Source organism: Palleronia sp. THAF1, assembly GCF_009363795.1.
In the GTDB taxonomy this organism is placed as follows: domain Bacteria; phylum Pseudomonadota; class Alphaproteobacteria; order Rhodobacterales; family Rhodobacteraceae; genus Palleronia.
This window is the reverse complement of sequence record NZ_CP045420.1, coordinates 3,152,236-3,175,543: the sequence shown is the minus strand read 5'-3', so window position 1 is coordinate 3,175,543 and position 23,308 is coordinate 3,152,236. Positions and strand designations below refer to the sequence as shown.

Below are 23,308 nucleotides of genomic sequence, written 5' to 3'. Positions count from 1 at the left end.
TAGGGCACGCGCCAGAAAGCGCACGGCTTTTTATCCATTAGCCTGCCCTTCACCGACACCGTGTAAACAGGGTGCGGGGACGTGAAGGGGAACAAGATGGCTAAGGGCAGCAACGCGCCGATCATTATCAAGCGCAAGAAGGTGGTCGCCGGTGGCGGCCACCACGGCGGCGCATGGAAGGTCGCGTATGCCGACTTCGTGACGGCGATGATGGCATTCTTCCTGATGATGTGGCTGCTGAACGCGACGACCGAAGATCAACGCAAAGGTTTGGCGGACTACTTCAGCCCCGAAATCCCCGTCGCGCGCGATTCCGGCGGTGGGGCGGGCATGCTTGGCGGCATAAGTCTTGTTGCCGAAGACTTGTCCGGTTCTTCCATTCCAGAGGCTGCCGACGGCGAAGTCTTCGACAGCATCGAAACGAAGCTGGATGCCGATTCGGGCGAAAGCAGCGTCGCCGACGACCTGCTGTCCCATATCGACACGCATGTCTCCGATGAGGGGCTTGTCGTCGATATTTTTGCCTTGCCCGGCAAACCGCTGTTCGACGGCACGCGGCCAACCCCCTTGATGCGAGAGCTTGTGGCCGTGGTCGACGATATCTTCCGCCTCACGCTGAACGATGTCGCCGTCTACGGGCACGTCGGTTCCGACGCGGTCGTGCTGAAGACCCAAACGGTGTGGCCCGTTTCGACCGGACGCGCAGAGGCCGTGCGCAGCCTGCTCGCCAGCGGCTTCACCGGAGAACCCCGGATCGCACGAATGACCGGCTTCGCCGACAACGACCCCCTGCATCCCGATCCCCAAGACATCCGCAACAACCGGATCGAGCTCGTTCTCTTGCGGGAAAGCGGTCGGCGTTAGGGCAACATTAAGACGCGTGCGATAGCAGTGAGTCGAAGAACAGGTTTTCCCGAAAGGACCCTATCCATGTCGATCTCGTCTTCTCTCGCGGCTGGCGTCAGCGGTCTGAATGCCAATGCACAACGACTCGCCAGCATCTCGGACAATATCGCGAACTCGTCCACGTTCGGATACAAGCGCTCGTTCACGGACTTCAATGCGCTGGTGACCAATTCGGGGAATGCCTCGCGTTTTACCGCCGGCGGTGTCAGCAGCTCGACCTTGCGGATGGTGGATGAACGCGGCCAGATCCAAGCTTCTAGCAACGCGACGGATATTGCTATCAATGGCCGCGGCTTCTTGCCCGTAGCCAACTATACAAGCGCCATCTCCGGGGATCCGTTCAAGACCGCCTTGGCGACCACCGGCTCCTTCCGCCCCAACGCGGCCGGGCATCTCGTAGACAGTGCAGGCAATGCGCTACTCGGTTGGCCCGCGTCATTGGACGGTAGCTTTCCCAGCTTTCCACGGGATGCGGTAGATGGATTGGTGCCGATCAACATCTTCCACAATCAGTTCGCGGCGAACCCGACCGATCAGATGTCGGTTCAACTGAACCTTCCCTCAGTGGATTCCGATCCCACCTCCTTGGGCGGCCCACACGACATCGCGTTGGAGTACTTCGGCAATCAAGGCCAGACACATATCTTGAATTTCGAGTTTACGCCGACGGGGACCGACAATGAGTGGACGGTCCAGATCACCGACAGCGATTCCGGCGGTGCGGTGATCGGGGAATACACCATGGAATTTAGCGATTCACCCACCGGGGGCGGCACACTCGCTTCTGTTACGACAGTGTCAGGCGGTGTTTACGTCCCCAGCTATGGCATAATCCCGCTTACCACGGGATCAGGCGGCATGATCGACATTGATATCGGCCGCTTGGGAGAAGCCGGTGGAATTACCCAGTTGGATTCCGGCTTCTCGCCCTCTCTCCTTTCGAAGAACGGCTCTCCGGTGGGTATCTTGCAAGGAGTAGAGATCGATGAAGGAGGAATTATTCAAGCCATCTACGATTCGGGCTTTACCCGTCCGATCTACCAAGTGCCGGTCATCGACGTGGCCAATCCCAACGGACTGGTTCCAGGAGACGGTCAGAGCTTTGGCATAAGCCTTGAGTCCGGCAGCATCTTTCTGTGGGACGCGGGCCAAGGCCCGGTCGGTGAGACGTTGGGCTTTGCGCGCGAGGCAAGTTCGGTCGATGTAGCCCAAGAGCTAACACAGCTGATCCAGACGCAGCGCGCTTATTCGTCGAACGCGAAGATCATTCAGACCGTCGACGAGATGCTGCAGGAAACCACCAACCTCAAGCGATAGGGCGATCTGAACCATGTCGATCACAGCTGCACTGTACTCTGCCTCCTCCGGGCTTGGCGTCGCAGGACGGGCCGCTCAGGTCATATCGAACAACGTGGCCAACGCATTGACGCCAGGTTACGGCGCGCGACAGATCGTGCGCACCTCCGGTCAGATCGGCGGGGTGCAGATCACGACGATCAGTCGACGCGAGACGTTGTCTCTCGTTACCGATCGCCGCATATCAGAGGCAGCGATGGGCGGTGCGCAAGCGCGGCAATCGGCAATGGCTTCAATCTCACGCACTGTTGGCTCCGCCGACGACAGCTTTTCCCTCACAGGCCGTTTCGCCGCGCTATCGGCACGGCTGATCGAAGCGCAGTCGCGCCCGGATTCCGATGTGCGACTGGGCAATCTGCAAGCCGCACTCGGCGATCTGGTTGGCCACATCAACGCAATCGGTGAAGCTGTGCAAAGCGAACGGCGTGCGGCAGACAGCGCCATCGCGACCGGAGTCGAAACTCTGAACACCACACTGGAGAAAGTTCACGATCTCAATATCCGCATCTCTGCCGGAACCCGGAGTGATCAGGACATCAATGCCCTGCTGGACCAACGTCGTGTCGCGATCGACAGGATTGCCGATCTGATACCGATTCGGGAAATCCCCCGGGACAACGGAAGCGTTTCTTTGATCACTCAAAGCGGAAAGGTGATCTTGGATACCAGGCCGGCCGAATTCACCTTCACGGCCACAAACGGAATGTCGCCCGCAATGGTGAACGGTGGACCGCTGTCCGGGCTAAAGATCAATGGCCTGCCCGTCGACACAGCTAGATCGGGCAACCCGATTTCGGGAGGCAAGATGGCTGAATTCTTCACACTTCGGGATGAGACGCTCCCCAATGTCCAAGCTCAGATCGACTCGGTTGCACGCAACCTGATCGAGCGCTTGCAAGCCGACCCAATCGACACGACCACCACCTCTGGAGCGCCCGGCCTGTTGACAGACGACGGCCTTGCGCTCGGCGCCACACCCGCTGCCGGTCTTGCCCAGCGACTTACAGTGAACTCAGCAATCGATCCCGGTCAGGGCGGCAGCCTCTATCGGCTGCGCGACGGATTGGGGGCTTCAGCGCCCGGAAACAGCGGTGATGCCAGCCTGTTGAACCGCTTGGCCGATGCGCTCGACGCCCGCACTATACCATCGGATGCGTCCCTGACCTCTGCATCGCTGAACGCAGGCGGAATGATTGACTCGATGCTGGCCGCCGTGACTGGTGCGGCCTTTCAAGCTGAAATTGGACTGACGGAAGCGGCCGGCCGACACGACACCATGCTGCAATCCGAACAAGCCGAAGGGGTCAATGTCGATGACGAAATGCGTCAGCTTCTGTTGGTCGAACAGTCCTACGCCGCCAATGCCCGCGTTATCGAAGTCGCCGGATCAATGATCCAGCGCCTGCTGGAGATTTGATATGCCCGCCATCCCCCTTGGAACGCTTGCGCAAAGCATGGTCGCACGTCACGCACAAACCCGTATCCAGTCAGACCTGACAAAGCTGTCGATGGAGCTGACGACCGGGCTGACGCAGGACGTTGGCGCAGCAACTCGCGGCGACACACGCGCATTGACCGCGCTGACCCGTCAGATCGACGAATTGAATGCCTATGGCACAGCCCGCGCCGAGGCGAGCTTGACGGCTCGGTCAACGCAGACAGCACTGTCTTCAATGCAGGATCGACTGCTCCATGTGCAAGATGGTGTCATCGCGCTCGCGCAAGCCCAGAACCCGACCCAGCATCAGATCGTAGCAGAGCAAGCGCGCAACGCCTTCGCGGGGGTTATCGGGGACTTGAACATGCAAAGCGCGGGCCGCAGTCTCTTTTGTGGAACTGCTCTGAACGGTCCCGCGACACGGGGTGCCGACGCTATTCTTGCCGACATAGCCGCCGCCGTGTCGGGCGTAGCCACGCCCAGCGATCTGACCGCCGCAATCGACGCATATTTCGCCCCCGGCGGCGCCTTTGAGGCCAACGACTACTTGGGGAGCACAACTGATAGCCAACCGATCCGCATCGGCCCGCAGGATCGTGCCGCGCCGACCCTTCGCGCCGACGACACCGCGATCAGGGATACGCTCAAGACGCTTGCCACACTTGCCGTCCTTCCCGATACGGCACTTTCCGGCGCTGCCAAGCAGCTTGCCGTGGATGCGTCACTGGATCAGGTGATCAATTCAAAAAGAGGCTTGATTGAAGTTCAATCCCGCGTCGGTGCCACCGAAGCCAGGATTGAGATTGCGGCCAGTCGATCAGCCGGTGCACGCGCCGCCTACGAGACCGCGCGTCTCGACACCTTAGCGGTCGATCCCTACGCCACGGCAACGCGACTGCAAGAGACGCAGACCCAGCTGGAAACACTCTACACCCTGACGGCGCGACTCTCCGGTCTCAATCTGGTTAATTTCCTTTGATCGCGCGCATTCTTCTTGCGGGGCTGATCGCTTTGGTTGGCCTATCGGCGCAGGCTGCACCTGTGCGGATCAAAGATCTGGTCGAGTTCGACGGCGTGCGCGGCAACGATCTGGTCGGATACGGCCTTGTCGTCGGCTTGAACGGTACGGGCGATGGCTTGCGGAATGCTCCGTTCACCGAGGAAATCATGTCGACGATTCTGGAACGACTGGGCGTCAACGTCAGTGGCGAGCAGTTCCGGCCAAAGAATGTGGCCGCCGTTCTAGTTACCGCCGATTTACCGCCTTTCGCGCGAACAGGCAGCCGGATCGATGTGACCGTTTCCGCCATCGGCGACGCACAATCACTTCTGGGTGGCACGCTGATAATGACCCCCCTGAATGCAGCGGATGGTCAGATCTATGCTGTATCGCAGGGCACTGTCATCGCCGGTGGAGCGACGGCCGCTGGAGAGGCGGCGGCAATTACGCAAGGCGTTCCAACGTCGGGTACGATCCCTGCCGGCGCCCGTGTCGAACGCGAGATCGACTTTGACTTTACCAAGCTGTCGTCCATCCGCCTGGCGCTCCGCACCCCTGATTTCACAACTGCGGGCCGGATCGAGCAGGCAATCAACGGGTCCCTCAAGCGCAGCGCCGCCGTGATGCTGGACGCAGGAACGGTATTGGTCGACATCGGCGCAACCAGAGCGCCCTCGCCGGCACACGCGCTTCAGCAGATCGAGAACATCACTGTCGAGCCTGAGCGACGTGCGCGCGTTGTGGTGGATCAGCGTTCTGGAACGATCGTCATGGGCGAAGACGTAAGGATCAGCCGGGTTGCGGTTAGTCAGGGTGGACTGACGCTGCGGGTCGAAGAGGCGCCGATCGCGGTGCAGCCCAACCCCTTCGCACCCGGAGAGACCGTGATCGTCCCCCGCACGCAGGTCGGGATCGAGCAAGAGCCGGGAATCGGCTTGGCAGAGGTTCCCAGTGGCACATCCCTGTCGGATGTAGTCGCAGGACTGAATGCGCTCGGCGTCGCGCCGCGCGATATGATCGACATCCTGAAAAGTATCAAAGCCGCTGGGGCGCTTCATGCGGATTTCATCGTTCAGTAAGTTGACTCAGCAAGTGCAACCCGTAACGCCTGCGCAACGGCATCCGGCGCTTCTTCGTGGGCGAGGTGGCCCAGCGATCCGAGACTGCGAGATGATGCGTTCGGAAGCTGGCGCGCGGCCTGCTTCGATACGGATGGCGGTACAGTTTGATCGCCTTCACCGTATAGTAGCGTCACCGGTGCCGACAGGTCTGCAAGGGCATGACGCAAACCGTCCGTCGACCACTGCGCCATCATCTCTAGCGCACCATCCACATGGTCCGGCATACCGACAAGGTAGCGATATTGCGCTTCGCCCGCCGGGTCGATCCGCGATCCGGTTGCCGACAACATCCGAGCGACCCCGCTTTGCCCACTTGCCATCGAAGACAGAATACGTGGCACGAAGGGGGCAGCGGCCAGGGCTTTGGCGAGAGCCGGGAAGGCCCAGGCTGCAGGTCCATCGAAGGAACCCAGAGCAGCGTTCAAGCCTACAACCTGGATGGCGCTATCTCGACCCCGGATCATGTCCAACGCGATCGCCGCGCCTGCAGAATGGCCGATGATGGCCTTCGGCAGCACGTCCATCGTATCGCACAGCTGCCATACATCCTGCGCCATCGCCGCAAGCGAAGACCTGCGCCTCGAGCCAAGCCGGGTGAAACCGTGACCGGGCAGATCGACGGCAACCACAGTGTGATCCCGCGCCAGATTCGGCATGATGTCACGCCAGGAATGCACAGACGCGCCCGTGCCGTGCAGAAGCAGAATGACCGGTCCGTCCCCCATCACCTGTACGTGCCAGCGATGCGGACGACTGTCGACGAAGCGCGAGACGTGTCGGTTCGGCCAGTCTGCCGGCAGGGTCGGCGTCATTGCAGGACTGCGGACGCAAGAGCGCCCGCCCCGGCCCGAGGAAGGGCAAGGTAGCGGGCATGCGCAATATCGGCCAGTTCCCGTAGCGCGCGGTTCGGGCGCGTTCCGGTGTCGACGCATAGCAGCGGCAGACTGGCCGCGGCGATCAGGCGGCAAGCGTCCTGCGCCTCGGACATGGCCCTTGTACGATCTGGCAGGCCATCGGTAGCGATGTTCGCCCGCCCATCCGTCATCAGAACCAAGCTCGGGGATCTGGCGCCGCGTCGGGCCTGTGTCGCAAAAGTCACTCCCATCTGCAGCCCTGCCGCCAACGGTGTGCCGCCACCGCCCGGCAAACCGGCCAAGGCGCGTTTGGCGCGGGTCAGCGAGCCGGTGGGGGCGAGCAGGCACTGTGCGCCGTTGCCTCGAAATCCCACGACGGCGACGTGGTCGCGGGCGGCGTAGGCATCAGACAGCAGAAGCTCTATCGCGCCCTTTGCTTCGGCCAATCGCGCCATCGCAGCAGAGCCGGACGCGTCAAGCACGAAGATCACCAGGCGCTCGGTCTGTTGCTGGAACCGACGAAGCCGAATGTCGGAGGGCTGGATCAGGACGGGTCTTGAATCGTCGGGGTGCGCCGCGCGGCGGATCGTCTGCCATGGGGCCGCTGCGCGCAGGGTGGCGACGGTGTCGATCCGCCCCCGCGACGGCGCGCCGGGTCGCGCGGGCCGCGGTCGCCCGCGTGTGCCGTTCGTTTTCTGCGCCCCGGCCCCGGTGCCGGAGGCATCTTGGGCACGACCGGCGGCCAAAGCCGTCAGCAAGCCCGGCGGCAACGCGGCCCGAGCGGCGTCGACCATTCGATCCCCCTTCGTGCCGCCGCCATCCGCTGGGTCCGCGTCTTGCGGCTGCGGCGCATCGGGCGGCGGTTCGGGTTCGGGGGCGTCCTCCGGCGCGGGCGCGGCACGGTGTGCCAAGGTTAATGAGACGGCGTCGCGCAGGTCATCATCGGACGGAGTCGAGCGATCACCGAGCCGTGCCATCGCGCGGGCCGCGGCGAGCGCAAACCGGGGTGGGCGAAGGGATCCGATTCCCAGCGTCGCGGCGGCAACAGTGATGGCCGCAATGGCTTCGGATGAGACGCGTACAGTCGAGGACGCGTTCACGGTTACGCTCGGCACCGGCACCAGATCGGACAGTGGGATCCCGTCGAGCGTGACAAACAAGCCCAGTCGTTCTGTCAGTGCGGATGGGGGGAGGTCGTCACCGTCGCCTTCATCGACAGCCACGATGGGCGCGCCGCCTGCGTCCAGGTGTTGCCCCAGTCGCGCTGCCAAGGCGGGTGGGCATCGGTCGGCGCCAGTCAGGACGATCAGCGATGCGTTCGCCAGCAGGCCATCACGGCTGACAGTGCGGCCCCTGCGCAAGGTTTCCGTCAAGTCGAGACCGCCGAACAAGGCCTCTTCCCCGATATCGGGATGGATGCGGACGTGGGGCGGCAGGGCTGAAAGGAATGTATCGCGCGCGGGGCCGGAGCGGGCGCGCAGCCACAACCCGCCCAAGTCGCGACCCCCGGCGGCAAGGCAGCGCGCCGCAAGTGTGGCGCGCGCCCAAGTCATTCGGCAGCGGCGACGGCGGGGCCGAAGGTTTCTGAAACCACCCGCTGCACGCGAGTTGCAGTGCCGGATTCGTCCATCGGATCGCGCCGCAGACGGTGTTGTAAGGCCATTGCGGCGACGCGGGTGATGTGATCGCGCGTGACTTCATCCGCACCCTCGAACGCGGCGGTGGCGCGAGCGGTTTTCAGCAACGTCAGCTCTCCACGCAGGCCGTCGGAGCCGAGCGCGATGCACAGTCGCGCACAGTCTTCTAAGGCGTCATCGGGCGTTGCCACCTTCGACAAACGCTTGCGGGCGGCAACGATCTGGCCGCGCAGATCCGTTTCAGCGTCCTTCCAGCGCCGCAGGAAGCCGGTGCGGTCGGACTCGAAGGCGTCACGACGGCGAATCACTTCCACGCGGGTGTCGATATCCGATGGAGAGGTCACGTCGACCATCAGGCCGAAGCGGTCGAGCAGTTGCGGACGCAGCTCGCCTTCCTCTGGGTTGCCGGAGCCGACCAGCACGAAGCGGGCGGCATGGCGGATCGATAGGCCTTCGCGTTCGACCACGTTCTCGCCCGATTGCGCCACGTCCAGCAGCAGATCGACGATGTGGTCTTCGAGCAGGTTCACCTCGTCGATATACAGGTAGCCGCGATTGGCCTGTGCCAGCAGACCGGGCTGAAACGCCTTTTCGCCACGGGTCAGGGCGCGCTCGATGTCAAGCGCGCCGGTCACACGGTCTTCGCTGGCCCCCAGCGGCAGATCGACGACCGGTGTGGGCCGCGTGACCGCGCGACCGGTCACCGCATCGGCCCAATCGGGCACATCGCGGGCGCGGGCGCTGTTCACGGGACAGCCTTCGATCATGCGGATCTTCGGCAGCAGTTGCGCCAGCGCGCGAACGGCGGTGGATTTGCCGGTGCCCCGGTCACCCATCACGAGAACACCGCCGATGGAGGGGTCCACGGCCGTCAGGATCATGGCGCGGCGCATATCGTCCTGTCCGACGATAGCGGTGAAGGGGAAAACCTTGGTCATGCGGCCTCTGGCAGTTTGTCTAGGGGCGGCGCGCCGTTCCACGTGCCCAGCGTATCGGCGACGTGAAAGCGGGCGTAAAGTTCTTCGGCAAACCAATCGCCGTCGCGAACGGCGCGGATCGCCTCGGCGTGGGGACCGTTGGTGCGGGCGAAGGCCGCCATGCTGTCGGCGTCAGGCCAGACAGAGAAGGTGACCTGATGCAGCCATGGCAACTCGCCTATTCCGATCTTGAATGCGACGTTCGGATCGGTGCCGATACGAGCAGAAATGTCGGGTTCGGCGGCCCAGAACCGCCGCATGTGGCGCGGTCGGATCGTGGCGCGCGTCAAGGCGGCGACAGGGCCGGGCATGGCGTCTTGCGGCTTGAACGGCGTGCTGCCGGACCATGTGCCGCGTGCGGAAATCGGGTGCAGCAACAAAGAGCACGTCTCTTCGGCGCGGGCGGACCAGCGACGGTAAATAGGGGCCTGCGTCAGACGGTCGCGGGCCGTCGCCTCATCCGGCCAAACGGCAAGGATCGCCCAGACCGCGGTATTGGGGAGGGGCGTGAATCCCTGCCCCGTGCCGGAGCCGCAGAGCTTCCAGAATGAACAGTCGCGGTCGCGCATGAAATCCAAGCGGGCAAGCGCCATTTGCCCCAGCACCCACAGACGGTCGGTGACGGGTCCGAAACGGAACAGCGATAGCGTGACGGTCTGTATCGTCCGACCTCCCCCGGTAGAGACGATCCTATTTTGCACGGGTTGCGCTTTCGGGGAAAGGGGGCGACAGATAAATTGTCAGGTTTAGTTTACACTGCTAGGATCGGTGCATGGTGGAATCGCAATCAGAAGCAGTCGTGATCGGGGCCGGGCTTGGTGGCCTTGCAGCGGCAATGCGGCTTGGGGCCAAGGGCTACCGTGTCACGGTGCTGGACCGGTTGGATAGCGCAGGCGGGCGCGGATCGGCTGTTCACAAGAATGGCTTCCGCTTCGATCTGGGGCCGACCATCGTGACCGTGCCGCAACTGTTTCGCGAGCTTTGGGCGACCTGCGGGCGCGATTTCGATGCCGATGTGGACCTACGCGCCCTTGATCCCTTCTATGAGATCCGCTGGCCTGATGGCTCCAGCTTTACCGCGCGGCAGGACACCGACGCGATGCGGGCCGAGGTGGAGCGCCTCAGCCCTAAGGATTTGCGCGGCTACGAGAAGTTCCTGAAGGACAGCGAGGCGCGCTACAGCTTCGGGTTCGAGGACTTGGGCCGCCGATCCATGCACAAGTTCGCCGATCTGGTGAAAGTGCTGCCGACTTTTGTAAAGCTGCGCGCGGATCGCTCCGTCGCGGCGCATGCGAAAAAGCGGTTCAAGGACCCGCGCCTACAGATGGCCTTCAGCTTTCATCCATTGTTCATCGGCGGCGATCCGTTCAACGTGACTTCGATGTATATCCTTGTCAGCCATCTCGAAAAGGAATTCGGCGTCCACTACGCAATGGGCGGCGTGGCCGCGATTGCGGATGCGATGGTAAAGGTGATCCGCAGCCAAGGGGGCGCGGTGCGCTTCGGGGCCGAGGTGGATGAGATCAGGATTGCCGAGGGCCGCGCAGAAGGCGTGACTCTGGTGAACGGCGAACGGCTGGATGCTGGTCTCGTCGTATCGAACGCCGATGCAGGCCACACCTATCAGCGGCTTCTGCCCGGCCAGAAGCGTTGGACCGAAGAGAAGGTGAACAGCCGCCGGTGGTCCATGGGTCTGTATGTCTGGTATTTCGGAACGAAGGGCACGCGCGATATGTGGTCAGACGTGGGCCACCACACCATCCTGAACGGACCGCGCTATCAGGGGCTGGTTCATGACATCTTCCTGAAAGGCCAGCTGTCGGACGACATGAGCCTGTATATTCACCGCCCCACAGTCACCGATCCCAGCGCCGCGCCCGAGGGCGACGATTGCTTCTATGCCCTGTCGCCCGTGCCGCATCTGGGGCATCGCGACATGGTCGACTGGCAGGCGGAAGAGCCAAAGTACCGCGAGCTGGTCGCCGCGCAGCTGGAAACCGTGATTCCCGGCTTCCGCGAGCGGATTGCGGCAGAGCACGTGATGACACCCAACGATTTCCGCGACCGCTACCTGTCGCCCTACGGTTCCGGCTTTTCCATCGAGCCGCGCATCCTGCAATCGGCGTGGTTCCGGCCCCACAACGTCAGCGAAGAGGCCGAAGGCGTCTATCTGGTCGGTGCGGGAACCCATCCCGGTGCGGGTCTGCCGGGCGTGATCTCCAGTGCGGAAGTGCTGGGCAAGCTGGTCCCGGACGCGCCTGCAGGGGGCACGGAAAGGTTGGCCGCAGAATGATCGACGCCGCCGATATGGCCCACTGCCGCGAGGCGATCCGCACGGGATCGCTGTCATTCCATGCGGCGTCTCGCATGTTGCCGAACAAGGTCCGCGATCCCGCCCTGGCGCTGTATGCCTTCTGCCGTCTGGCCGACGATCTGGTGGACGATGGCGACGACAAGCGCGACGCTGTCCTGCGCCTGCGCGACCGCCTTGATCTGGCCTATCGAGGGACACCATCAAACCGCCCCGCCGACCGCGCCTTCGCCGCGATGATTTCAGACCACGACATGCCGCGCGTGTTGCCAGAAGCGTTGCTGGAAGGCCTGGCGTGGGATGCGCTGGGCCGCCGTTATGACACGCTGTCAGACCTTTATGGCTACTCGGCGCGCGTCGCCTCTGCCGTGGGTGCGATGATGTGCGTGCTGATGGGGGTGCGCGACGAACATGCACTGGCGCGTGCCTGCGATCTGGGCGTCGCGATGCAACTGACCAACATCGCCCGCGACGTAGGCGAGGATGCGCGCGCCGGGCGCATCTACCTGCCGGGCGACTGGCTGCGTGATGCTGGCATAGACGAGGCCGCGTTCCTGCGTGATCCGCGACCCACGCCCGAAATCCGCGGCATGGTGAACCGCCTGCTGTCGGACGCCCAGCGCTTATATGGACGGGCCGAAGCCGGAATCGGCGCCCTGCCCCTGTCTGCGCGTCCCGGTATCTTCGCCGCGCGCCATATCTATGCCGCCATCGGCAGCGCCGTGCGCGCCAACGGCTGCGACAGCATCGGGCCGCGCGCGCGCACCGGCAAGGCGCGCAAGACGGCTCTGATGGGGGTGTCGCTGGTGCGCACGGGTGTCACGCTTGCCATGCCAAGGTCTGCTGTGATCTACGCGCCGCCCCTGCCGGAAACCGCCTATCTGGTGGCCGCCGCCCGCAGAGAGACGCCGCGCCGCGAGTGGCAGCAGGGGCTGATCGAGGTCTTCGCAGAACTGGAGCGGCACGACCGCACACGCGCCGGCATCTAAGGAACCGCGCCCCGGCCCATCCGTTTTCGCTGCGAACCGAATGGAGCCCGCAATGACCTACACATTGACGCTGAAAGAAAAGCACCCCGTCACCCACGACACCTACCGCATGGTGTTTGATCGCCCCGAAGGCTTCGACTTCAAGCCCGGTCAGGCGACGCATTGGGCGCTGGACGAAGACGGCTGGCGCGACGAAGACCGCGCGTTCACGATGACCTCTCAGCCCGAGGAAACGGACCGATTGGAATTCGTGATCAAGACCTACCCCGATCACGACAACGGCGTGACCAAGCAAATCCCGGGCATGTCTCCCGGCGATCAGGTATTGGCCGACGCACCCGACGGCGCGATCACTGACCATGGCCCGGGTTACTTCATCGCAGGCGGCGCGGGTGTCACGCCCTACATCCCGATATTGCGGCGCCGCGCCAAGGACGGAACGTTGGAGGGCAGCGTGCTGATCTATTCCAACGAAACCGAGCGCGACATCATCCTGCGCGACGAGTGGGAGCAGATGGACGGGCTGGAAACGATCTTCGTTGTAACGGACGAGGCAGCCGAAGGTCTGCACCACGGCATGATCGACGCGGATTTCCTGAAGAAGCACGCGACCGATACGTCCAAGCCCTGTTACATCTGTGGGCCGCAACAGATGGTCGATGATATCCGAGACGCGTTGAAAGACGCGGGCTTCGATGAGGACAAGATCGTCACCGAAAACGGCTGGTAAAAATTCGGCGCTGCGCGGTCAGTGGTTGCGCAGCGCCTCGATCAGTTCGTCCTTCGTCATGTCGGATCGCCCATCGATGCCGATTTCTTGCGCCCGCTCGTACAGCTCGTCCTTCGTCCAATCCTCGTAGGGGGGCTGTTTGCCGCCCTTCTCGGACGGGTTCATGTCATCGTTGGCCTGCGCATTGGCAATGCGCGCGGCCTTTTCCTTGGACATCCCATCGTCGCGTAATGCGTCGTAGGTGTCTTTGTTCTTGATGCTGTCGGCCATGCTATGTCCTTCCGTCGCAATCTGCGCGGGGAACAGAAGTGCCGCGGCAAATGTTCCGGCAATATCATTTGAAGGATTCATTGGATGGTATCGAGAGACGAAGAACGGTTGCGCGCGAAGGATATCAATCGCCAGCAGGAAGCCGAACAGAACATGGATGGTGAAGAACGCGAGTCGGTCGAGCAGGCCTCACGTCTTTCAGCGCGCCTGATCTACGAAGTTATCCGCCGGGACGGTGCCGACGAGATGACGCGGCCGAAGACGTCGCTGGTCTTTTCGGGTCTTGCCGCCGGTATCCTGATCTCTTTCTCGGTACTGGGAGAGGCGATCCTGCAAGTCGGGCTGCCCGATACCGCTTGGCGTCCGCTGGTGGAATCCTTCGGCTACACCCTTGGTTTCCTACTGGTCATCATGGGCCGGATGCAGCTGTTCACAGAGAACACTATCACCACTGTGCTTCCGCTGACATCGCAGCCCTGCAAGGAATACTTTTACTTGACCGGACGTCTGTGGGCGATCGTGCTGACAGCGAACGTGATCGGCGCCTTCATTGCGGCGGCCTTCATGGCATACACTGGCGCGTTCGGGCCAGATATACAGATGGCGCTGACCGAGATCTCGGAAAAGGCGATCCTGCATCCGCCGCTGGAAGGATTCGCAAAAGCCATCCCGGCCGGTGTCATCGTGGCTGCGATCGTCTGGATGCTGCCAACGGTGCCGCAGGGTGGCTTCTTGTTGATCTTCACCTTTACGTGGCTGATTGCTGCGGGTGGCTTCACGCACATCATCGCCGGGTCCGTGGAAATGGCGTATCTCGTTCTGACCGGGGTCATCGGATGGGCAGAATCCTTGCGGTTCTTTTTCCCTGTCCTTCTGGGCAATGTCTTTGGCGGAACGGCCGTGTTCACCCTGATCACATGGGCGCAAGTTGCCGCCGAAGTGGACGAATAGAGCATAAACGTGATCGGTGGCGGGTGGTCGCCCGCCACAACAAGCCCTAAGGTAACGCCGATGCGCATACCGGGGGGCCTCTGCGTGACCTTTAAGATCTTGCTCGGCGCATGCGCCATGTTCTCTCTGGGCGCAGTGCCGAGTTATGCCTTCGACGGCCTGATCTTCGACGTCGCCGGCGACGATGAGATCACTGAAGATCTGCGCCAATCGTCGCTGCTTGTCGCAGCGGAATCAGAGGACGTAACCGACCCTGCCGAACTGCTTGCCGCTGCACGCGCGGACTATGGTCGGCTGGTCGGAACGCTTTATTCCACGGGGCGCTATGGCGGCGTCATCAACATTACCGTCAACGGCACCGAAGCGGCGGATATCTCTCCCTTGGCACAGCTTGGGACGATCCAGTCGATCCGCGTGTCGGTGCAGCCCGGCCCCATCTACAACTTTTCACGCTCTGAAATCGGGCCGCTTCCGGTCGCGGGCGTCATCCCCGAAGAATACGCCCCCGGCGCACCGGCTCGGTCCGGCGTGATCCGCGATGCGGCGTCCGCGTCCGTTGATGCATGGCGGCAGGCCGGTCACGCAAAGGCCGACATCGGCAGCCAAAGCGTCGTGGCGCAGCACGAACAGGATACGCTGGCGGCGGACATCGGCGTTGCACCGGGCCCGCTGGTGCGCTTCGGCAACATCCGGTTCCAAGGCAGCCAAGACGTGCGAGAGGAACGCCTGCGCGACATTGCAGGCTTCCCGACCGGGCAAGTCTTCGATCCCGATGAACTGGACGATGTAACTCGGCGCTTGCGCCGTACGCAGGTGTTTTCCGCGGTCGCCCTGACCGAAGCGGAGACGTTGAATCCGAACGACACGCTTGATGTGGACGCCACCCTGTCGGCCTTCCCTCCGCGCCGCATCGGCTTCGGTGCCGAGCTGTCGTCGGTCGAGGGGCTGACCCTGTCCAGCTACTGGATCCACCGCAACCTGTTCGGCGGCGCGGAACGGCTGCGCCTCGACGGTGAGGTGTCGGGCATCGGCGGCGGCACCGGTGGGACCGACTACAGCTTTGGCGCTCGGTTCGAACGTCCTGCGACCTTCTCGCCCGAAAACACCTTCTTCGCCGAAGCTGGAATCGCGCGGCTGGACGAAGAGGATTACATCTCGGACACCGGATCGCTGGTCTTCGGCATCCAGCGATATGTGAACGACGAGATCGAGATCGAATACGGTCTGGGGTATCGATTCAGCCGGGTCGAGGATGAGACCGGCACGACGGACTATTCCTTGCTGATCGCGCCGCTTTCGGCGTCCTACGACTCGCGCGAAGAACCGTTGGACGCAAAAGGCGGTTACTTCGCCGACATCTCACTGACGCCGTTTCTAGGCACCAACGACGCCACCGGCAGCGGCGCGCGTCTTACCTACGACACCCGCACCTACCTGAGCTTTGGCGATGACGAGCGCTTCACGCTCGCGGGCCGCTTGCAGGGCGGCTCTATCTTCGGTGCGGACGTGACCGAGGTGTCGAACGAATACCGCTTCTACTCGGGCGGCGGCGGCACAGTGCGCGGTCACGCCTATCAATCACTCGGCATCGTGCTGCCGAATGGCGTGGACTCTGGCGGTGGCTCTTACGCCGCTGCCTCTGTCGAAGCGCGCGTGGGTATTACCGACAGCATCGGTGCGGTCGCGTTCTATGACTTCGGCGCGGTGGGGCCGGACAGCTTTCCGGATGGCGACAATACGCATTCAGGCGCGGGGCTGGGCTTGCGTTACCTGACGCCCATCGGCCCGATCCGGCTGGATGTGGCGGTTCCGGTCAGCAGCACCGGGTTTGCGGACGAAAGTGACGGTGTAGAGATTTACGTGGGTATCGGGCAGGCATTCTGACATGGGTTTTAGGTCGTATCTTCGTCTGGGTCTTTTGACCTGCGTCATCGGTGCCATGCCCGTCATGGCGCAGGAAGAACCCGATCCCGACGAGGACGGCGGCGGCTTTCTTGAGAACCTGATCGAGGATCGCCTGTCGTCCGACGGTTTCCAAGTGCGCGTCAGCGGGTTCGAGGGCGCTTTGTCCAGCCGCGCAACGGTCGCGTCGATCCAGATTTCCGACGAAGAAGGCGTTTGGCTGACCGTCAACGACGCGGTCTTGGACTGGAACCGCGCCGCGCTGCTGCGCGGTCGTCTATCAGTCGAGGAACTGACTGCGGCCGAAGTGATCCTGCCCCGTCTGCCGCAGGGCGAAGAACGGGTGGATGTCCCGTCGCCGGAGGCGCAGCCGTTTCAGTTGCCCGAGCTGCCAGTGTCGATTGAACTGGGTCGTTTGGCGATCGAACGGGTCGAGCTGGGCCAGCCGGTCATCGGCGAAGAAACGGTGATGACGCTGGAAGGCTCTGCCTCTCTTTCTGGCGGATCGGGCGAGGTGGACATCACCGCCGAGCGGATCGACGACGAGACGGGCATCTTCCGCATCGCGGGCAGCTACGACAACGACGGTCGTGAATTGGCCATCGACGTCACGGTCGAAGAAGGTCCGGATGGTATCGTTGCAAGCCTTGCGAACCTGCCCGGCCGCCCTTCGGTCGAAGCAAGCATCCAGGGCGAAGGCCCGCTGTCGGACTTTGACGCCACCATCGACCTGAACACCGACGGCGAGCCGCGTCTGCAAGGTACTGTATCCTTGCGCGAGACCGACAATGGCGCCCAGGGTTTCGCCGTCGATCTGGGCGGTGACGTAACCGCCCTGTTCGCCCCCAACTACCGTCCGTTCTTCGGACCGGACGTGTCGCTTCAAGCCTCTGGCGCGCAAGGGGCCGAGGGCGGCTTTACGCTGAATCAGTTCGAGCTGGCAGCGGACTCCATCACCCTTCAAGGCGAGGTCAGCGTTGGGGCCGATGGCGTGCCCGATCTGATCGATGTGACCGGCCAGATCGCAAACGAAAGCGGCCCCGTCCTGCTGCCGGTGGGTGGTGAGGTGCGCGTGTCGCGAGTCGGGCTGGACATCGGTTTCGACGCCAGTGTCAGCGAAGAATGGGACGCCGAAATCGTGCTGGAGGGCTTCGATCAGACGGGGCTGGAAGCCGAACGCATCGCGCTAGACGGTGGCGGTGTCATCGCGGGCGCGGGTGACGATCTAAGTATAACGGCAGGTTTCGACCTGATCGCCGCCGGGCTGGCCTTTGACGACGGTGGTATCGGACAGGCGGTCGGCGACGAAATCACTGGCCGGATCGAGATCGGCTACGATGCGAACCAGCCGATCCAATTGCAAACGCTGCGCATCAATGGCGACGCCTTCACCTTGAATGGCCAGGGTCAGGTCGATCCCGATGGCGAGAACGTGCCCCTGTCGCTGACGGCACAACTCGACGCCGATGATCTGTCGATCTTTGCCGCGCTCGCCGGCACGCCGTTGGCTGGCGGCGCTTCGGTCGATCTGTCGCTGGAGGCGCAGGCGCTTTCGGGCGCGTTCGACGTATCGCTGGAAGGTCGCGCGCAGGATCTGGCCATCGGCAACGACCTGGTCGATCCGCTTCTGGTCGGCGCAACGGCGCTAACGCTGGACGCCATGCGCGACGAGACCGGCCTGCGAGTCGAGCGTCTGCTTCTGAACAACGAAGCGCTGGCCGTGAATGGCAGCGCTGATCTGACCTCTGACGGTGGTACGGCAGAGATCGCCGCGCGGTTGGACGATCTGGGCCGGATCGACCCCGACCTGAACGGGCCTGCCACGCTCAATCTGACCGCGCAGCGCCCGGAAGACGAATGGCGCATCGTTCTGGACGCCGATGGTGCCGATGCGCAGATCGCGGGAAACGCTACGATCCGGGAACTCGACGCAGAAAGCCCGCTCGCGCTGTTCGAATTGGCGGTCGAAGCCGCCGATCTGTCGAACTTCAGTGTCTTCGCAGGGCGCGAACTGGGCGGCTCTGTCGATCTGGACACGCGCGGCCAGACGCGTCTGAACCTGCGCCAAGTCGACGTAACGCTGGATGGCCTGATCGCGGATGTGCAGATCGATCAACCCGAAGCGGATCGCCTGCTGGCCGGTCAAACGACCATCGCCGCGCAAGTCCAGCGCAACGGTCCGCAGATCACCGTGCCCGAACTGACGCTACAGAACCCGCAAGTCAGCGTGAGCGGAGAGGCCTTCATCGCATCGCAGCAAAGCAACGTCGATGTGCGGATCGAAATGCCCGACCTGTCGGACATCGTGCCCGACATGACCGGCCCTGCGACGATCGTTCTGGACGCGCAGGAAGATCAGGACGGCTGGACCGTCGATCTGGACGGCACCGGCGCGGGCGCGCGGGTGATCGCTGACGTCATCGTAACCGACCTCGGGATGGATGACGTGGCCCCCCTTGCCAGCGGCACAGCGCAAATCACCGTGGACGAACTGTCGGTCTTTTCCGCCATCGCAAACCGCGAACTGGGCGGATCGGTGGATCTTTCCGTGGACGGCGGCGCGCGCTTCGATCTGTCCAGCGCAGAGGCCACCATCGAGGGTCGCACAGAGGATCTGGAAGTTGGCCAAGCCGAGGTGAACCGCCTGATGGACGGCGTGACCACGTTGAACATCGTCGCCAGCAAAGAGGGCGACCGTATCGAAGCGCCGACGATTCAGCTGTCGAACCCGCAGGTTCGGGTGGCTGGTGAAGGGCAATACGGCGGCGACGACAACGCCGGGCAATTGAACATCGTGTTCTCCGAGTTGGGCGCTATCGTGCCCGAAATGTCAGGCCAGGGCACCGTCATGGCCTTCGCGGAACAGACTGGAGAGACGTGGCAGATATCGGTCGATGCAGATGGGGCGGGCGTGGTGCTCGATCTGCTCGGAGAGGTCTCCGACATCGACATGACACCGGTTTTCGACGGTGAAGTCGATCTGCGCGCTGCCGATCTGTCGCGGTTCAATCGATTGGCGAACCGCTCGCTCTCTGGCTCTGTGTCGATGCAGGCGCAGGGGCGTTCCGCCATCGATGCCAGCCGCTTCGATCTGACGGCCAACGCCCGCGGCCAGGGCCTGCGTGTGGGTATCGCACAGGTCGATCAGCTGCTCGCGGGTGGGGCCACGGTTCTGAACGCGCAGGCGTCCCGTGACGGGGCAAACGCGCCAATCCGGGTGCAGACCTTCGCGCTGGATACACCCGGACTGGATGCCACCGCCAACGGCTCGATCTTCGGTGGGGCCAGCAACCTGACCTTCGACGCGCGGCTCGCAAACCTTGGGCAATTCGTTCCCAATTTTGACGGCCCCGTCACCGCACGGGGCCGCGCCGGACAGCAGGGGTCGAACATCGTTCTGGACGTGGACCTGACCGGGCCGCAGGGCATCACCGCCAGCGTCAACGGCACCGTCGCTGAAAGCTTCGACCGCGCCAATCTGGGCCTGACGGGCAACGCGCCGCTGCGCGTGGCCAACCCGTTCCTTGGCAACCGCGCGTTGGAGGGCGATGCGCGCTTCGACATTCGCCTGAACGGCCCCCTCGCCCCATCGTCGGCCACGGGCACCGTGACGGTCGCGGGCGGCCGCTTCATCGACCCGTCGCTTCCTGCAGTGCTGCAAGACATCAACGGCACCGCCCAGCTATCCGGTGGGCAAGTGCAACTGAACCTGACGGCGAACAAGCAGGAAGGCGGGCAGATTCGCGTGGCGGGGCCGATCTCGCTGAATGCCGGCTACAATGCCGAACTCGGGATCGAACTTGTGCAGGTCGTGTTCGAAGACCCGCGCTTGTATCGCACGTCACTGAACGGGCGCGTCACGGTCACCGGGCCGCTGACGGGCGGTGCCACCATCGGCGGCACGATCATGGTCGGCGAAACCGAAGTGCGCATTCCGTCCACCGGACTGGGCGTGACCGGGCCAATCCCCGATGGGCTTGTCCACGTGAACGAGCCTGCCGATGTGCGCCGCACCCGCGAAAAGGCCGATCTGATCGAAGAGCCCGGCGATGGCGCGGGCGGCGGCGGCGGCGTCGCCTTCCCACTCGACCTGCTGATCGTGGCCGAAAACCGAATCTTCATCCGCGGCCGGGGCCTTGATGCAGAGTTGGGCGGTCAGTTGCGTCTGGGCGGGACCACCGCGAACGTCATCCCGTCGGGCCAGTTCGACCTGATCCGCGGGCGGCTGGACCTGCTGGGCCAGCGGATCACGCTGACGGAAGGCTCTGTCTTCCTGCAGGGTGACTTCGATCCGCGCATTCGTCTTGTTGCCCGCACGGACACGGGCGATGTCACCGTCTTTGTGATCGTTGAGGGTGAGGCAACAGAACCAGAGATTACTTTCGCGTCCGAGCCGGAACTGCCGGAAGACGAGGTGCTGTCGCGCCTGCTGTTCGGCCGGTCGATCGAAGAGATCTCTCCGCTCCAGGCGGCTCAGCTTGCGTCTGCCGTGGCCACGCTTGCGGGACGTGGCGGCGATGGAGTGATTGCGCGCTTGCGTCAGAGAACGGGCTTCGACGATCTGGATGTGACCACGGATGAAGACGGCAATGTCGGCGTCCGGGCAGGCAAATATATAAGCGAAAACGTCTATTCCGACGTGACGGTGAATGCCGCCGGAGAAGCCGAGATCAACCTGAACCTTGATGTGACGGACAGCCTGACGGTGCGCGGCGGTGCCAACAATACCGGAGAGACGACCTTGGGGATCTTCTTCGAGCGTGACTACTGATGCAGCTGCGACACATTGCGTCGCAGTTTGCTAAGTTTTTTTACACTCGACCGGAACAACCGCGCCGGAGTCTTCTTGGGTTCTCAACAGGGGGGCCCAATGAACAGGATCGATCCGATGCTCTACTGGTCGTTTATTTCTTTCGCGGTCGCGCTGACCGCAGGTCTATTTGGTTTCGGCGGCGACGCGACCGTTGCGGCTGGCCTCGCACAAGTATTGTTTTTCGTCTTTCTCGGCGTCTCTCTGGTTCTCGTAGCCATCAAGGCGGCGCGCGAGAATTCGGACGATACGCAGCGCCAGTCCGAATAGACCGATCCTAGTTACAAGACATGAAAAAGGCGGCCTATTGGGCCGCCTTTTTCATTTTGACTCGCAATAGAAAGCGTTCAGGCCTTCAGCGTCTCTGTCGATGAGAAGAACATCGCCTGGCTGACGGCAGAGCGAACTTGCTCGACCGAGTAGGGCTTGGCGATCAGGAACGCGGGTTCTGGCTTGTCGCCAGTCAACAGGCGTTCCGGGAAGGCGGTGATGAAGATAACGGGCAGGTTTCCGAACTGCTCGAGAATGTCGTTCACCGCGTCGATGCCGGACGAGTTATCCGCCAGTTGAATGTCCGCAAGAATCAGGTCGGGCCGATCCTTGGACGCCAGCGTCACGGCGGCGTCGCGGGTCCGGGCGATGCCGGTGATGTTGTGGCCCATCTCGGACACGATGGAGTGGATATCCATCGCGATGATGGCCTCATCTTCAATGATCATGACCTTGCCGGACATGCTCTTTTCCATCTCGGCGATGGCGATATTGGTCAGGGATTCGGCTTCGTCCGTGTCGACCTGCATGATCTGACCGACGTGTTCGAAACTGAAGCCTTCGATCGTCGACAGAAGCAGCGCCTCGCGCGTATTGTTGGTCAGGCCCGCCATATGATCCAGCGCCCGGCTTTCCATGCGGCTGGTGGGATCTTCAGTATCGGCAGTGGGCGCACCGGCGGTGGACCAGATCATGTGGAACGCCCGGAAGAGCGCCGTTTTCGGCGCCATCGAGCGTTCGAAAATCGCGGGTTCTTGCAGGATCGCCTCGAGCGTGGCTGCGGCGTAGTTGTCACCGGTGCGCTGGGATCCGGTCAAGGCGCGCGCATAGCGGCGCAGGTAGGGAAGCTCATCCCCGATGATGTCCGACAGGTCGATCTGTTCCGTTCGAGATGGCATGGATGATGTTGTCCCTGATCTTAAATTCTTTGGAACCAACCCGCCGGTCGCGGGTTAGTTCCCGACCCGCGCCCAAGTTCCTGAAATAATCGAGTGGCCCTATCTGATGACCGACGAAAAGAAGACGTCGAGCGTAATGCGCCAAATCGACGAGAATCTGCGTCGCGTTTACATGGACCAGCAGGACGACGACATACCCGACCGCTTCAAGTCCTTGCTACAAAAGCTGAAAGAGCAAGATAAAGGCGAAGCCGGGACCGGTTCCGATGACTGAAGACACCGTGCGCGACCCGCGCGATGAATTGGTCGAACACCTTGGTGCCCTGCGCGCGTTCGCCATGTCATTGACGCGCAACTCTGCCGCTGCCGACGATCTGGTGCAGGACACCATCGAAAAGGCGTGGAAAAACATGGACAAGTTCCAGCCTGGTACGAACCTGCGGGCGTGGCTTTTCACGATCCAGCGCAACGCGTTCTACTCGATCCGCCGCAAGGCCAAGCGCGAAGTCGCGGATGTGGACGGCGTCATGGCGGCATCCTTGTCTGAGCGTCCAGCCCACGATGGCCGTCTGGCGATGACCGATTTCCGCAAGGCCTTCCTGCAATTGCCCGATGAGCAACGCGAAGCCCTGACGCTGGTCGGGGCCGAGGGCTTTGCCTACGAGGAGGCCGCGCAGATGTGTGGCGTCGCCGTGGGCACCATCAAAAGCCGCGCAAATCGCGGGCGCAGGCGTCTTGCAGAGCTGATGGAACTCGATCCTGACGAAGATCCGGTTATCTCAGATACGACGAACGCGTCGGCAATGTCGACGAACCACTCGCGACAGGGGTAGCTTGTGCTTAGCGATGGGCGCGGAATTGACGGTCTCGACCGATTGGATGTCCGC

20 protein-coding genes are annotated in these 23,308 nt (G+C 62.8%); 14 read left to right on the top strand and 6 right to left on the bottom strand.

Going from position 1 to position 23,308, the window contains the following annotated elements:
* The first annotated feature begins 96 nt into the window (after positions 1–96).
* The 5 genes from FIU81_RS15860 to FIU81_RS15840 all read left to right on the top strand — a co-directional run bounded on the left by FIU81_RS15860 (position 97) and on the right by FIU81_RS15840 (position 5,779).
* The gene (locus FIU81_RS15860; RefSeq protein ID WP_124110124.1) at positions 97–864 is read left to right on the top strand and encodes a flagellar motor protein MotB; all 768 of its coding nucleotides are present in this window, start codon (positions 97–99) and stop codon (positions 862–864) included.
* 66 nt (positions 865–930) lie between these two features.
* The gene (locus tag FIU81_RS15855; protein ID WP_124110125.1) at positions 931–2,223 is read left to right on the top strand and encodes a flagellar hook protein FlgE; all 1,293 of its coding nucleotides are present in this window, start codon (positions 931–933) and stop codon (positions 2,221–2,223) included.
* A gap of 13 nt (positions 2,224–2,236) precedes the next feature.
* Positions 2,237–3,679, top strand: coding sequence for a flagellar hook-associated protein FlgK (gene flgK / locus FIU81_RS15850; protein WP_124110126.1), 1,443 nt, complete (start codon positions 2,237–2,239; stop codon positions 3,677–3,679).
* Between the two features lies 1 nt (position 3,680).
* A complete protein-coding gene (locus FIU81_RS15845; RefSeq protein ID WP_124110127.1) occupies positions 3,681–4,679 on the top strand; it encodes a flagellin in 999 nt (332 codons plus the stop codon).
* Positions 4,676–5,779, top strand: a complete 1,104-nt coding sequence (locus FIU81_RS15840; RefSeq protein WP_413816215.1) for a flagellar basal body P-ring protein FlgI — start codon at positions 4,676–4,678, stop codon at positions 5,777–5,779. Before FIU81_RS15845 ends, FIU81_RS15840 begins: the two co-directional genes overlap by 4 nt.
* Here FIU81_RS15840 and bchO read toward each other — a convergent pair.
* The 4 genes from bchO to crtA are packed head-to-tail and all read right to left on the bottom strand — an operon-like array spanning position 5,773 to position 9,990.
* Entirely contained in the window at positions 5,773–6,633 is an 861-nt protein-coding gene (gene bchO / locus FIU81_RS15835; RefSeq protein WP_124110128.1) for an alpha/beta fold hydrolase BchO, read from the bottom strand. The genes FIU81_RS15840 and bchO overlap by 7 nt on opposite strands.
* Positions 6,630–8,228: a VWA domain-containing protein gene (locus FIU81_RS15830; RefSeq protein ID WP_124110129.1), complete on the bottom strand. Its 1,599-nt coding sequence runs from the start codon at positions 8,226–8,228 to the stop codon at positions 6,630–6,632. The genes bchO and FIU81_RS15830 overlap by 4 nt, the downstream gene beginning before the upstream one ends.
* Positions 8,225–9,250, bottom strand: a complete 1,026-nt coding sequence (gene bchI / locus FIU81_RS15825) for a magnesium chelatase ATPase subunit I (RefSeq protein WP_124110130.1) — start codon at positions 9,248–9,250, stop codon at positions 8,225–8,227. The genes FIU81_RS15830 and bchI overlap by 4 nt, the downstream gene beginning before the upstream one ends.
* A complete protein-coding gene (gene crtA / locus FIU81_RS15820; RefSeq protein WP_413816214.1) occupies positions 9,247–9,990 on the bottom strand; it encodes a spheroidene monooxygenase in 744 nt (247 codons plus the stop codon). Before crtA ends, bchI begins: the two co-directional genes overlap by 4 nt.
* 71 nt (positions 9,991–10,061) lie before the next feature.
* Here crtA and FIU81_RS15815 point away from each other — a divergent pair, with 71 nt between their 5' ends.
* Genes FIU81_RS15815 through FIU81_RS15805 form a run of 3 tightly spaced genes read left to right on the top strand, consistent with a single transcriptional unit; the run spans position 10,062 to position 13,319 of the window.
* Entirely contained in the window at positions 10,062–11,582 is a 1,521-nt protein-coding gene (locus FIU81_RS15815) for a phytoene desaturase (protein ID WP_124110131.1), read from the top strand.
* Positions 11,579–12,589: a 15-cis-phytoene synthase gene (gene crtB, locus FIU81_RS15810; protein ID WP_124110132.1), complete on the top strand. Its 1,011-nt coding sequence runs from the start codon at positions 11,579–11,581 to the stop codon at positions 12,587–12,589. The genes FIU81_RS15815 and crtB overlap by 4 nt, the downstream gene beginning before the upstream one ends.
* Before the next feature lie 52 nt (positions 12,590–12,641).
* The gene (locus FIU81_RS15805) at positions 12,642–13,319 is read left to right on the top strand and encodes an FAD-binding oxidoreductase (protein ID WP_124110133.1); all 678 of its coding nucleotides are present in this window, start codon (positions 12,642–12,644) and stop codon (positions 13,317–13,319) included.
* 18 nt (positions 13,320–13,337) lie between these two features.
* Here FIU81_RS15805 and FIU81_RS15800 read toward each other — a convergent pair whose 3' ends face one another.
* Complete coding sequence (locus FIU81_RS15800) at positions 13,338–13,589, bottom strand: Rho termination factor N-terminal domain-containing protein (protein ID WP_124110134.1); 252 nt, start codon at positions 13,587–13,589, stop codon at positions 13,338–13,340.
* Positions 13,590–13,673: 84 nt separating this feature from the next.
* On the opposite strand from FIU81_RS15800, the gene FIU81_RS15795 reads away from it, so the two are divergent.
* The 4 genes from FIU81_RS15795 (at position 13,674) to FIU81_RS15780 (ending at position 21,522) form a co-directional block, all read left to right on the top strand.
* Entirely contained in the window at positions 13,674–14,540 is an 867-nt protein-coding gene (locus FIU81_RS15795) for a formate/nitrite transporter family protein (RefSeq protein ID WP_124110135.1), read from the top strand.
* Between the two features lie 84 nt (positions 14,541–14,624).
* Positions 14,625–16,424, top strand: coding sequence for an autotransporter assembly complex protein TamA (locus FIU81_RS15790; RefSeq protein WP_172971499.1), 1,800 nt, complete (start codon positions 14,625–14,627; stop codon positions 16,422–16,424).
* Between the two features lies 1 nt (position 16,425).
* A complete protein-coding gene (locus FIU81_RS15785; protein ID WP_124110137.1) occupies positions 16,426–21,213 on the top strand; it encodes a translocation/assembly module TamB domain-containing protein in 4,788 nt (1,595 codons plus the stop codon).
* A 99-nt stretch (positions 21,214–21,312) separates the two neighbouring features.
* Complete coding sequence (locus FIU81_RS15780; RefSeq protein ID WP_320414781.1) at positions 21,313–21,522, top strand: DUF1328 domain-containing protein; 210 nt, start codon at positions 21,313–21,315, stop codon at positions 21,520–21,522.
* 77 nt (positions 21,523–21,599) lie between these two features.
* Here the strand turns inward: FIU81_RS15780 and FIU81_RS15775 are convergent, their stop codons facing one another.
* Positions 21,600–22,421 carry a response regulator gene (locus FIU81_RS15775; protein ID WP_124110138.1) on the bottom strand — a complete coding sequence of 274 codons (822 nt, stop codon included), beginning with the start codon at positions 22,419–22,421 and terminating at the stop codon, positions 21,600–21,602.
* Between the two features lie 106 nt (positions 22,422–22,527).
* Between FIU81_RS15775 and FIU81_RS15770 the strand changes: the two genes are divergently transcribed.
* Both FIU81_RS15770 and FIU81_RS15765 read left to right on the top strand, forming a co-directional pair.
* On the top strand, positions 22,528–22,695 hold the full coding sequence (locus tag FIU81_RS15770) for a NepR family anti-sigma factor (RefSeq protein ID WP_254695944.1): 168 nt from the start codon (positions 22,528–22,530) through the stop codon (positions 22,693–22,695).
* Positions 22,688–23,254, top strand: coding sequence for an RNA polymerase sigma factor (locus FIU81_RS15765; protein ID WP_124110139.1), 567 nt, complete (start codon positions 22,688–22,690; stop codon positions 23,252–23,254). The genes FIU81_RS15770 and FIU81_RS15765 overlap by 8 nt, the downstream gene beginning before the upstream one ends.
* Positions 23,255–23,308: the final 54 nt, after the last annotated feature.

Excerpts from the sequence above, each read along its gene's own strand:
- FIU81_RS15795 (WP_124110135.1), top strand. The coding sequence starts at position 13,674 with ATGGTATCGAGAGACGAAGAACGGTTGCGCGCGAAGGATATCAATCGC.
- FIU81_RS15800 (WP_124110134.1), bottom strand. The coding sequence starts at position 13,589 with ATGGCCGACAGCATCAAGAACAAAGACACCTACGACGCATTACGCGAC.
- FIU81_RS15815 (WP_124110131.1), top strand. The coding sequence starts at position 10,062 with ATGGTGGAATCGCAATCAGAAGCAGTCGTGATCGGGGCCGGGCTTGGT.
- flgK (WP_124110126.1), top strand. The coding sequence starts at position 2,237 with ATGTCGATCACAGCTGCACTGTACTCTGCCTCCTCCGGGCTTGGCGTC.
- FIU81_RS15860 (WP_124110124.1), top strand. The coding sequence starts at position 97 with ATGGCTAAGGGCAGCAACGCGCCGATCATTATCAAGCGCAAGAAGGTG.
- FIU81_RS15805 (WP_124110133.1), top strand. The coding sequence starts at position 12,642 with ATGACCTACACATTGACGCTGAAAGAAAAGCACCCCGTCACCCACGAC.
- FIU81_RS15765 (WP_124110139.1), top strand. The coding sequence starts at position 22,688 with ATGACTGAAGACACCGTGCGCGACCCGCGCGATGAATTGGTCGAACAC.
- bchO (WP_124110128.1), bottom strand. The coding sequence starts at position 6,633 with ATGACGCCGACCCTGCCGGCAGACTGGCCGAACCGACACGTCTCGCGC.
- FIU81_RS15785 (WP_124110137.1), top strand. The coding sequence starts at position 16,426 with ATGGGTTTTAGGTCGTATCTTCGTCTGGGTCTTTTGACCTGCGTCATC.
- FIU81_RS15780 (WP_320414781.1), top strand. The coding sequence starts at position 21,313 with ATGAACAGGATCGATCCGATGCTCTACTGGTCGTTTATTTCTTTCGCG.
- FIU81_RS15830 (WP_124110129.1), bottom strand. The coding sequence starts at position 8,228 with ATGACTTGGGCGCGCGCCACACTTGCGGCGCGCTGCCTTGCCGCCGGG.
- FIU81_RS15775 (WP_124110138.1), bottom strand. The coding sequence starts at position 22,421 with ATGCCATCTCGAACGGAACAGATCGACCTGTCGGACATCATCGGGGAT.
- FIU81_RS15845 (WP_124110127.1), top strand. The coding sequence starts at position 3,681 with ATGCCCGCCATCCCCCTTGGAACGCTTGCGCAAAGCATGGTCGCACGT.
- FIU81_RS15855 (WP_124110125.1), top strand. The coding sequence starts at position 931 with ATGTCGATCTCGTCTTCTCTCGCGGCTGGCGTCAGCGGTCTGAATGCC.
- bchI (WP_124110130.1), bottom strand. The coding sequence starts at position 9,250 with ATGACCAAGGTTTTCCCCTTCACCGCTATCGTCGGACAGGACGATATG.
- crtB (WP_124110132.1), top strand. The coding sequence starts at position 11,579 with ATGATCGACGCCGCCGATATGGCCCACTGCCGCGAGGCGATCCGCACG.
- FIU81_RS15770 (WP_254695944.1), top strand. The coding sequence starts at position 22,528 with ATGACCGACGAAAAGAAGACGTCGAGCGTAATGCGCCAAATCGACGAG.